This window comes from Mycobacterium sp. IDUB_37 (genome assembly GCF_055419245.1).
This window is the reverse complement of record NZ_JBVAXG010000015.1, coordinates 121,079-130,877: the sequence shown is the minus strand read 5'-3', so window position 1 is coordinate 130,877 and position 9,799 is coordinate 121,079. Positions and strand designations below refer to the sequence as shown.

Sequence of the window (9,799 nt, the reverse complement as noted above, 5' to 3'; positions counted from 1 at the left end):
GACCCCGCAATCACCGCCAACACCCGATGACCATTGCGCTGCGCATCACTAAGCCGCTCCAACACCAACACCGCAGCGCCTTCACCCCAACCGGTTCCGTCGGCCGCGGCAGCAAACGCCTTGCACCGACCATCCGCAGCCAACCCCCGCTGCCGCGCGAACTCAGTGAACACCGCCGGCGTCGTCATCACCGTCGCCCCACCCGCCAACGCCAACGACGACTCACCACTACGCAACGACTGACACGCCAAATGCGCCGCCACCAACGACGACGAACACGCCGTATCCACCGTGATCGCCGGACCCTGCAACCCCAACGCATACGACACCCGACCCGACGCCACACTCGTCGACAGGCCCGTCAGCGCGTATCCCTCGGCACCATCTGAACTGCCCGCGCCGTACTGCTGGGCCCAGGCGCCGACGAAGACCCCGGTCTCCGAACCCGCCAACCCCGACGGATCAATCCCCGCGGTCTCCAACGCCTCCCACGACACCTCCAACAACAACCGCTGCTGAGGATCCATCGTCTGGGCCTCCCGCCCAGAAATCCCGAAGAACTCCGCGTCGAACTCGGCCGCCTCCGTCAGGAAACCGCCGGCGCGGGTGTAGGTCTTGCCCACCGCATCAGGATCAGCATCAAACAACTCCGCCAAATCCCAACCACGATCCCCCGGAAAACCCCCCACCCCATCAGACCCACCAACCACCAAATCCCACAACGCCGCCGCCGAATCCACCCCACCCGGAAAACGACACGCCATCCCCACCACCGCAACCGGCTCATCAGCCTCGACCCGCGGCCCCAACTGCAGAGCCGGCGCGGTGGACCCGCCCATCGCTCGACCCAGGTACGTGGCCAGCCCGGCGGGCGTCGGGTAGTCGAACGCCACCGCGGGTGACAGTGCCAGCCCGGTGACGGTGTTGATCCGGTCAAGCAGCTCAGTGGCTTTCACCGAATCGAACCCCAAGTCCTGGAAAGCCCAGTCCGGGTCGATGTCGTCTGGGCGGAGGCGGCCCAACACGCTTGCCGCCTGCTCGGTAACTACCCCGAGCAACAGGTCCTGTTGCTGCTCGCGCAGCGTGCGCAGCCGCGACGCCAGGCCGGAGTCGGTTCCGGCGCCCGTGTCCGTCTCATCGATGACGGCCTGCTTCGGCCTCGGAGCCGGCGCGTCTAGCTGGCCATCGAGGCGGGTGAACTCATCGTGCAAATATCGCTGCAGGCACTCCCGGCGCCGGACTTTGCCGCTTGTGGTGATGGGAATCGAACCGGGGGCGACCAGAACAAGATCCGTCACACTCAGGCCGTGCGACTTCATGATCGCTGCGATGACCTGACGCCGTACGGAGCGCATCCTTTGCAGCGCAGCCTCTTCGGATTCGTCACGCTTCTTGAGTTCGATTATGGCGACCGGCTTTTCGACACCATCATCATCTGGAACCGCTATCGCAACGCAGCGGCCGCGGGTGATCTCCGTGATCGTCGCCTCGATGTCGTCGGGAGAGTGGTTGCGTCCGTAGACAATTAAGAGGTCCTTGATCCGGCCCATGATGAACAGCTCACGGTCGAAGCGGAAGCCGGAGTCCCCCGTCCGCAGCCAAGGATTCTCCGGTGTGCCCTCCGTGGGACGGACGATCGTCGCATTGAAGGTGTACTCGGTCTCTTCAGGCTTGTGCCAATAGCCGCGAGCAACGTGGCCGCCTTGCACCCAGATCTCACCTATCGTTCCCTCCGGGCATTCGATACCGGTGTCGGGGTCGACGATGCGTGCCAGTTGCGTGTCCACCGTGCCATAGCTGACCAGCGGTGTGCCGCTGCCACTTCCAGGAAGCTCGGCTTGGCCCTCGGACAATTTCCCGGAATCGAAATTGACGATTTTCGGGGGGTCGCCTGCCTTGCGGGTCGCGATGTACACCGTTGCCTCTGCCATCCCATACGAGGGCCGCAGCACCGCGGGGTCGAGATTGAAGGGGGCGAAGCGGTCCGCGAAGCGCTTCATCGTCACCGGTTGTACTCGCTCGGCGCCGTTGAGGATGCTGTGCACGCCAGAGAGGTCCAGGCCCGCCATGTCCTCGTCTGATGTCTTGCTTGCTGCGATGTCAAACGCGAAGTTCGGTGCTGCCGAGAATGCTCGGGGGTGGGAGGCCAGCATCTGCATCCAGCGGGCGGGGCGTTGCAAGAAGCCCACTGGACTGGTCAGCACAGCCGGAATGCCCACAAGTATCGGCAGGATGATCCCCACCACGAAACCCATGTCGTGGTAGAAGGGCAGCCACGACACCACTGTGGTGTCCAGCGGGTCCGACCGCCACTGCGCCCCGTAATAGTCGGTCATGATCTGTTCGAGGTTGGTGAAAACGTTTTCGGTCGTGACCATGACGCCGGCCGGTGTCCGCGTCGAACCTGAGGTGTATTGCAGATACAGGGTTTCCGGCGGATCAACTACATCGGTGTCAGGGAACAGCCCGCCGGATGGCTGCCCAGCGTCCCGGCTCAGCAAATCAACCTTGAGGATGGACGGGCCCGTTTGTCCAGACTGGGTGTTGGCATATGGCGTCACAATGTCAACAGCCGCCGAGGTCGTGAGGATGACGGCGGGCGATGTGTCGGCCAGTACCGAAGAGGTGCGCTCGTCGTGTGCGCCACCATAGGGAGCCGAAAGCGGCACCGCGATGAACCCTGCCTGCAACGAGGCCAGAAACCCCACGATGTAGTCGAGACTTTGCGGCGCCAGGATCACCGCTCGGTCGCCGGTAGAGCCACTTTGTCGGATTTCCCGCGCGACAGCGGACGTCCGCCGATACAGCTGCGACCAAGTCAGACTTTCGGCGACCCCGGCCCATTCCTGGTCGAAATTAAGGAAGGTGAACGCTGTCTCGTCGGGCCGCGAATTGGCGCGCTCCCGCAGCATAGCGGGGATGGAGGACTCAACCACAACTCGACGATAGAGGACGAACAAACCGGGCGTGGGCGAACCGGCGCAGCCCAGAAGAAACTGCAAACGGGCAGCGCCGCGCCGTCCGACGTGATATCGCGGAGCATACGCGCCTGCAGACCGTCCGGTAGTGGAAGAACAGTTTTCGCAAGTTATGCCAATGTCTGCACCCGCGTAATGCAGGTAGGTGCTGGGCTTTTCGCACATCTTGCCGACTTCGCCGTAAACTTCCCCGGCAATCGACTCGAGTGTCCGTGCAACAGATAACGGCATGCCGACCGGGGGGCGGACCGACGTGCGTCGCTATGCCGGGACGACGACGCCTGCATCGCGTCCACCAGCATTTTTTGGTACGGACGCACGATTCTCGCACGCGCGTGGGGGCTCACCAGATACGCTCTGATCGCACGGTGGAGGCGGCGCTCCCGCGCGCGGCGGTGATGTTTACTCAGCGATTCCTGAGCCCGAATCGAAACTCGACGGCTCGCAATCGCCGGTAGGACTGAAAAGCCACTGTCAAGAACTGAAGTACTGGCAAGGAAAGTGAGCGAGCGTGGACAGGACACCTGTGACTCCGGTTGCTGTCATTGGTATGGCATGCCGGTTGCCCGGGGGCATCGACTCGCCTGAACTGTTGTGGGAGGCGTTGCTGCGCGGTGACGACTTTGTCACCGAGGTTCCCGCCGATCGCTGGGACGCCGAGGAGTACTACGACCCCGAGCCGGGAATTCCGGGCCGTTCGGTGTGTAAGTGGGGCGCGTTCCTGGACAACGTCGCCGACTTTGATCCGGAGTTCTTCGGAATCACCGAGCGCGAAGCCACCGAGATGGACCCGCAGCACCGCCTGCTGCTGGAGACGTCCTGGGATGCCATGGAGCACAGCGGTCTGACTCGTGAGGCACTGGCCAAGGCGCAGACGGGCGTTTTCGTGGGCCTGATGCACGACGACTACCAGTTCGTGCACGCCGACGCTCAGACGTTGGGCGGCCCGTACGGATATATGGGCAACAGCTTCGCCATGGGGTCCGGACGCATCTCCTATGCCATGGGGCTGCAGGGCCCGGCGATGACGGTGGACACCGCGTGCTCGTCTGGCTTGGCTGCCATCCACCTCGGCTGCCGCAGCCTGCAAGACGGCGAAAGCGACCTCGTGTTGGCGGGCGGCGCGTCTGTGCAGCTCGAGCCCCGCAAAGCCGCTTCCGGGTCCGCCATTGGCATGTTGTCCGCAACCGGACACTGCCACGCGTTCGACGTGAAAGCCGACGGCTTCGTGTCTGGCGAGGGCTCCGTGATGATGCTGCTCAAGCGGCTTCCCGATGCTCTGGCCGACGGCGACCGGATTCTGGCCGTGGTACGCGGCACTGCCGCCAACCAGGACGGCCACACCGTCAATATCGTGACGCCGTCAAAGCCGGCACAGGTCGCGGCGTATCGGGCCGCGTTGGCTGCCGCGGACGTGGACCCCGGCACGATCGGCATGGTCGAGGCGCACGGCACCGGCACCCCGGTCGGCGACCCGATCGAATACGCGAGCCTGGCTGAGGTGTACGGCGTCGAAGCCCCTTGCGCGCTCGCGTCGGTGAAGACGAATTTCGGGCACACCCAGTCGGCCGCCGGGGCCCTGGGACTGATGAAAGCCATCCTCGCCGTACAGCACGGGGTGGTTCCGCAGAATCTGCACTTCACCGAACTGCCCGCCGACTTCGCCGAAATCGAAACCAACCTCTTCGTGCCGCAGGCGACCACGCCGTGGCCCAGGGACGATCAGGGCGCGCCCCGGCGGGCCGCGGTCTCGTCCTACGGGTTCTCGGGAACCAACGTGCACGCGATCGTGGAGCAGGCCCCCGTGCCCGCCGAAATCGACGGGCCGACCAGCCCCGCCATCGATGGTCCGCTGCTGTTCCCGCTGTCGGCGTCCTCGGAGGACGGACTGCGTCAAACCGCCCAGCGCCTCGCCGACTGGGTGGACGCGCAAGGGGCCGACGTGACCACTTCGGATCTGGCCTACACGCTGGCGCGCCGCCGGGGACACCGGGCAGTGCGCACGACAGTCATCGCCAGCACCCTCCCGGAACTCTCCGAGGGGTTGCGTGAGATCGCCAACGGCGAGACTCCTTACCCGCCGGCGGTGGGCAAGGACGACCACGGCCCGGTGTGGGTGTTTTCCGGACAGGGTTCGCAGTGGGCGGCGATGGGCGCTGACCTGCTGGCCAACGAGCCGGTCTTTGCCGCGACCGTCGCCGAGATCGAGCCACTGATCGCCGCAGAGTCCGGTTTCTCGGTGACCGAGGCGATGAGTGCGACCGAGAAAGTGACCGGCATCGACCGGGTCCAGCCGACCCTGTTCACCATGCAGGTCGCCCTGGCGGCCACGATGAAGTCTTACGGCGTGCGACCGGGCGCCGTGATCGGCCACTCTCTGGGTGAGTCCGCGGCCGCGGTGGTTGCCGGAGCGCTGTCACTTGAAGACGGGATACGCGTCATCTGCCGGCGCTCCAAGCTGATGACCCGCATCGCCGGTTCCGGTGCCATGGCATCGGTGGAACTGCCTGCCCAGCAGGTGATCACGGAATTGATGGCGCGTCAGATCAGCGACACGGTGGTGGCCGTGGTGGCTTCCCCGCAGTCCACCGTGATCGGCGGGGCGACCCAGACCGTGCGCGATCTGGTGGCGGCCTGGGAAGAGCGCGAGGTGATGGCCCGCGAGGTTGCCGTCGACGTGGCATCGCACTCCCCGCAGGTCGATCCGATCCTCGACGACCTGACGGAAGCGCTGGCCGAGATCAGTCCGCTGACGCCGGAGGTGCCGTACTACTCGGCGACCTCATTCGACCCCCGCGAAGAGCCCTACTGCGACGCCTACTACTGGGCCGACAACCTGCGCCACACGGTGCGCTTCGCCGCCGCCGTGCAGTCGGCGCTCGAGGACGGCTATCGGGTTTTCACCGAGCTGTCACCGCACCCACTGCTGACCCACGCGATCGATCAGACCGCCCGCGGCCTCGACATGCCGGTCGCTGCTCTGGCCGGCATGCGGCGCGAACAGCCGCTGCCGAACGGGCTGCGCGCACTGGTGAGCGACCTGTACTCCGCGGGCGCGGCGGTGGACTTCTCGGTGCTCTACCCCGGTGGGCGCTTGGTCGACGCGACGTTGCCGGCATGGAGCCAACGTTCGCTGTTCTTGACGCCCGTGGGTCTGGATTCGCGGACGCGCGGCACCATGGTTCCGGCGCATCCCCTGATGGGGGCGCATGTGCGCCTACCCGAGGAGCCGGAGCGTCACGTTTGGCAGGGCGAGGTCGGCACCAAGGCGCTGCCGTGGTTGGTCGATCACCAAATCCACGGTGCGGCCGCCCTTCCGGGCGCTGCCTATTGCGAAATGGCGTTGGTCGCTGCCCGGATGATCCTGGGCGAGGCGTCCGAAGTTCGTGACGTGCGTTTCGAGCAACCGCTGCTGGTCGATGACGAAACCCCGATCGGCATCACCGCAACGGTCGAGGCACCCGGGGTCGTCCCGTTCGTGGTGGAGACGACCCAGGACGGGGAATACGGCCGTCAGGTCGTCGCGGTCCTGCACGCTGTGGACGACACGGACCAGGCCCCGGTGCACGACATCGCCGAGTTGCTTGCCGGCCATCCGCAAGAGGTTGACGGCGACGAGGTCCGCCAGGGTCTGGACAAGCGTGGTCACCGACTCGGTCAGGCTTTCACGGGTCTGGTCGGCGTACACACCGCCGAAGGTGCGGGCGACACGATGGTGGCCGAAGTCACTGTGCCGGTTGCGGTCCGCGGGCAGCGCAGCGCCTACGGTGTGCATCCCGCTCTGCTGGATGCGTGTTTCCAGTCGGTGGCGGCGCATCCCAGTCTGCGCAACACCGGCAACGGCGGTCTGCTGCTGCCGTTGGGTGTTCGCTCACTGCGTGCCTACGGCTCGGCCCGCAACGCCCGGTACTGCTACACGACGGTGACCGCATGCGGCTCGGATATCGAAGCCGACCTGGACATCACCGACGAAAACGGCACAGTACTGCTGGCCGTGCGCGGTCTGCAGATGGGCACCGGCGTCTCCGTGGCCAGCGAGCGCGATCGCGTCCTGGGCGAGCGACTGCTGACCATCGAATGGGACCAGCACGAGCTGCCCGAAACGAGTCACGCCGATGCCGGCAACTGGTTGCTGATCAGCACCTCCGAAGCCACTGCCCTGCTGGCGACGGAGTTGACCGATGCGCTGAAAGTGCATGAAGCGCAAGGCACGACCATCTCCTGGCCGCACGAGGCCGACCATGCCGCGCACGCACAGCGGCTGCGCGACCAGCTCGAAGCCGGTGGGTTTACCGGAGTGGTCGTACTGACCGCACCGCAGGACGACGCCGCGGTCGCGAAGTCCGGGATACGTGGTGGTGATTACGTCAAGCATGTGGTGCGTATCGCCCGCGAGCTCCCGGAAATCGTCGCGGCGGCGCCCCGGCTGTACGTCTTGACCCGCAACGCCCAGACGGTACTGTCCGGCGACAGCGCCAATCTCGAACAGGGCGGCCTGCGCGGTCTGCTGCGGGTGATCGGCACCGAACACCCGCATCTGAAGGTCAGCTACATCGACCTCGACGAGCAGACCGGCACCGAGCAGGTGGCACGCCAGCTGCTGCTGGCGACCGACGAAGACGAAACCGCCTGGCGCAACGACGAGTGGTACACGGCGCGGTTGACCCTGGCGCCGCTGCGCCCTGAGGAGCGCCAGTCCACCGTCGTCGAACACGCGGACGCCGGCATGCGGCTGAAGGTTCGTACCGCCGGCGACCTGGAAACGATGGAGTTCGCCTCTTTCGACCGCGTCCCACCGGGTCCCAACCAGATCGAGGTCGCGATCAGCGCCTCCAGCATCAACTTCGCCGACGTTCTGGTCGCCTACGGCCGCTACCCGACCGTCGACGGGCAGCTGCCGGAGCTGGGTATCGACTTCGCGGGTGTGGTGACCGCCGTCGGCCCGGACGTCACCGACCACCAGATCGGTGACCGCGTCGGCGGACTGTCTCCCAACGGCTGCTGGGCGACATTCGTCACCTGCGACGCGCGCATGGCCACGAAGTTGCCGGACGGCCTCACCGACGGCCAGGCCGCCGCGGTGACGCTCGCCACGGCCACCGCCTGGTACGGGCTGCAGGATCTGGCGCGGATCAGGACCGGGGACAAGGTGCTCATCCACTCCGCAACCGGCGGGGTGGGCCAGGCCGCGATCGCGATCGCGCGCGGCGCCGGCGCCGAGATCTACGCCACCGCCGGCAGCGAAGAGCGTCGCCAGCTGCTGCGCGACATGGGCATCGAGCACGTCTACGACTCGCGCAGCGTCGAGTTCGCTGAGCAGATCCGCCACGACACCGACGGCTACGGCGTGGACATCGTGCTCAACTCGCTCACCGGCACCGCCCAGCTGGCCGGAATCAAGCTGCTGTCCCTGGGCGGGCGCTTCATCGAGATCGGCAAGCGCGACATCTACTCGAACACGCGACTCGACCTCTTCCCGTTCCGGCAGAACCTGGCGTTCTACGGGGTGGATCTGGGTTTGATGGCAGAGAGTCATCCCGCGGCGGTGCGCACGTTGTTGAGCACGGTGTACCAGATGACCGCCGACGGCACCCTGCCGATGCCCGAGAGCACGCACTATCCGTTGGCCGATGCAGCCACCGCGATCCGGGTGATGAGCGCGGCCGAGCACACCGGCAAGCTCATCCTGGATGTCCCCCATGCCGGTCGCAGCAGCGTGGTACTGCCTCCGGAGCAGGCTCCGGTCTTCCGCGGTGACGGGTCCTACATCATCACCGGCGGCCTGGGCGGGCTGGGCGTGTTCCTGGCCGAGAAGATGGCCAGCGCGGGAGCGGGCCGCATCGTGCTGACCTCGCGTTCGGCGCCCAACCAAAAGGCGTTGGAGACCATCGAACTCGTCCGGTCCATCGGCTCGGACGTGATCGTCGAGTGCGGCGACATCGCCGAGCCCGGCACCGCCGACCGGCTGGTGGCAACCGCCACCGCAACCGGCCTGCCACTGCGCGGTGTGCTGCACGCCGCTGCCGTCGTCGAAGACGCCACCTTGGCCAACATCACCGAGGAGCTCATCGAGGGCGACTGGGCGCCCAAGGTGTACGGCGCCTGGAATCTGCACCAGGCGACCCTGGATCAGCCACTGGACTGGTTCTGCTCGTTCTCCTCGGCGGCAGCCCTGGTGGGCTCACCCGGCCAGGGTGCCTACGCGGCGGCCAACAGCTGGCTGGACGCGTTCACCCATTGGCGCCGCGCGCAAGGCCTTCCGGGCACCTCCATCGCCTGGGGCCCGTGGGCGGAGATCGGTCGCGCGACGACGTTCGCCGAACAAGCCGGCGACGCGATCGCGCCCGAGGAAGGTGCCTACGCGTTCGAGGCGCTGCTACGCCACGACCGCGCCTACAGCGGCTACGCCCCGATCATCGGTGCGCCGTGGCTGATGGCCTTCGCCGAGCTCAGCCCGTTCGCGGAGCGGTTCCAATCCCTGGGCCAAAATCGTTCGGGCACAAGCAAGTTCCTGCTCGAGCTGGATCAACTGCCACAGGAGGAGTGGCCCGGCCGGCTGCGGCGTCTGCTCTCCGAGCAGATCAGTCTGATCCTGCGTCGCACGATCGACGCCGACCGCATGCTCACCGAATACGGTCTCGACTCACTGAGCAGCCAGGAACTCCGTGCCCGCGTTGAAGCCGAAACCGGCATACGCATCACCGCAACCGACATCAACACCACCGTGCGGGGCCTGGCGGAACTCATGTACGAAAAGTTGGCACCGCAAGGCGATGCAGCGGCACCGGCCTGAACCCGAAACGTCAGCTGAACACACGGAG

The 9,799-nt window shown here is 66.2% G+C and carries 2 protein-coding genes and 1 pseudogene; 1 reads left to right on the top strand and 2 read right to left on the bottom strand.

The window, feature by feature from the left end; translation table 11 throughout:
• On the bottom strand, positions 1-1,025 hold a 1,025-nt coding region (locus ACZY1I_RS31120; protein ID WP_463761419.1), incomplete at its 3' end, for an acyl carrier protein.
• Positions 1,026-1,184: 159 nt separating this feature from the next.
• Positions 1,185-2,936, bottom strand: a pseudogene (locus ACZY1I_RS31115) (AMP-binding protein); the annotation flags it as partial.
• 553 nt (positions 2,937-3,489) lie between these two features.
• Here ACZY1I_RS31115 and pks2 point away from each other — a divergent pair.
• A complete protein-coding gene (gene pks2 / locus ACZY1I_RS31110) occupies positions 3,490-9,771 on the top strand; it encodes a sulfolipid-1 biosynthesis phthioceranic/hydroxyphthioceranic acid synthase (protein WP_463761402.1) in 6,282 nt (2,093 codons plus the stop codon).
• The last annotated feature ends 28 nt before the right edge of the window (positions 9,772-9,799 follow it).